Annotated in this window: 2 protein-coding genes and 1 pseudogene; 2 read left to right on the plus strand and 1 reads right to left on the minus strand. The window is 44.8% G+C overall.

The genetic code is table 11. From position 1 onward, the window contains the following. Together M8370_RS23225 and M8370_RS23230 are read left to right on the plus strand one after the other, a co-directional pair. Positions 1–292 (plus strand): annotated as a pseudogene (locus M8370_RS23225) (hypothetical protein); the annotation flags it as partial. A gap of 20 nt (positions 293–312) precedes the next feature. Then, positions 313–630 carry a hypothetical protein gene (locus M8370_RS23230; RefSeq protein WP_225865423.1) on the plus strand — a complete coding sequence of 106 codons (318 nt, stop codon included), beginning with the start codon at positions 313–315 and terminating at the stop codon, positions 628–630. Positions 631–1,428: 798 nt separating this feature from the next. Here the strand turns inward: M8370_RS23230 and M8370_RS23235 are convergent. Further along, positions 1,429–1,590 (minus strand): replication initiation protein, encoded by a 162-nt coding sequence (locus M8370_RS23235; protein ID WP_071784511.1) that lies wholly within the window; start codon positions 1,588–1,590, stop codon positions 1,429–1,431. Between the last annotated feature and the right edge of the window lie 224 nt (positions 1,591–1,814).

Consider the following 1,814-nt stretch of genomic DNA (forward strand, 5'->3'; position numbering starts at 1 on the left):
CGTGCTGAAAACCGGTTTTCCGGCTGCGCCGGCAACGCTTCACGGCCACGCAATAAATTGCGTCCCCGTTCACCGTTTTCGGATGGGAAGAACGCCGGAAACAGGACTTACCCTGGCTGAATGGCGTGAATTTTCGGGCTATGCACTTGCGCGCATACGTATGCATGCCGTAAAAATAGCGCCTGCGCGTTTCTGGCGGGTTTTCGGGTGGTTTGTTGCCTGTTTTACCGGTTTTCTGCCAGAAACGCTCTCAGGCTGTCTGAGAGGTGCGCGTAATGCGACGTTATGGTAAATCGGTAGCGCGAAGCTGATGTGGTAGATTTGCTGGCTGTTGATGTTTGTTCTTATGGAGAGATTGTGGCTACAGATGCACAAGTAAAACAGATTAATGCGCTCATCAAAAAATACCCTGACTCGTGCTCTATTTGCCATCAGGAATACGATGAGGATTACGTTACGTATACGGTTTTCGGATATGACAAAAACCAGAAGATGCAGGTTACAACTGGATGTTGCGCGCGAACGCTTACCGAATTGGTGTTGTTAGGTGTTTGCGGATGCTTTGATCCAGATGAGCGTGACGAGATCATGGAAAATCACCCAATGGCGAAGAAATTTTTCAGCAACTAGACCTGACTATTACCGAAGCCCGCTCTTTGCGGGCGTTTGGGTTCGTGCAATGAGACGTTATGGTAAATCTCTAAAGGCAATATTCCCCGTCCCTTGGAGCGAACTACTCTGTATTTGATCTTTGGTGTTGATACCCCGCTGCTTGCAGAGGGGGTATTCATTATCGTTGTTGTTTGCTGTAATTGTCTAAAATATATTTGGGGATAGATACGGGTACACATTCAGCAGATATTATGTTTTTCCCGGATATATTATGATAAATGTCTTTGTTTGCAATGATTTTATCTTTAAATTCAATGCATTCTTCATTCAGAATGAAGGTGTTAACAACATTGTCTTTCATTCCCAAATTTGCTAATTCTGAAGAACAACTTGCAATATTATTCGTGTTAAAACAAGTTGTTAGTATTATTGCGTATATGTATGGCATTAAATAAACCTATTTAAAAAAGTACGGAATGATAGTGATCTTGTTCGGAAATATACTAGTTAGACTTTAAGTCTCAGGGATATGAACCTAGAACATCGTTGTATTAACTTGTTTGAGTGTTCCAATCCTGAATATTGATGTTATTTGAGTATAAAGGAAACATAATAAATATCACAAGGATATTGGTTAACTATTTATTTTTAAATAATTTCTTGAGATCTGACGTTGGACGTCGTAGTCTCTTGCCATGTAAACGAAAAAACCACCTTGCAGGGTGGTTTTTCGAAGGTTCAGTAAACCGGCAAGTTTCTGAACCGTGGTAACAGTCTTGTGCGAGACGTCACCAAATCTGTCCTTTTAGTGTAGCCTCAGTCTGGCCACCACTTCAAGAACTCTTCGTAAATCTCTCGCACATCCTGTTTACCAGTGGCCGCTGCCAGTGGCGTTAAGTCGTGTCTTTCCGGGTTGGACTCAAGACGATAGTTACCGGAAAAGGCGCAGCGGTCGGGCTGAACGGGGGGTTCTTGCATACAGCCCAGCTTGGAGCGAACTGTCTAAACGGAACGGGGCGTGGTGATTTAGGTAAAGCTTCCACCACTACACGGATGCCGCAGGACGGGAACAGGAGAGCGCAAGAGGGAGCCACCAGGGGGAAACGCCTGGTATCTTTATAGTCCTGTCGGGTTTCGCCACCACTGATTTGAGCGTCAGATTTCGTGATGCTTGTCAGGGGGGCGGAGCCTATGGAAAAACG

Source organism: Enterobacter cloacae complex sp. OE43NF (assembly GCF_023544405.1).
Lineage (GTDB): Bacteria > Pseudomonadota > Gammaproteobacteria > Enterobacterales > Enterobacteriaceae > Enterobacter > Enterobacter cloacae.

Bases quoted from the DNA above. Each gene is read 5' to 3' on its own strand.
- M8370_RS23235 (WP_071784511.1), bottom strand. From the start codon at position 1,590: ATGCAAGAACCCCCCGTTCAGCCCGACCGCTGCGCCTTTTCCGGTAAC.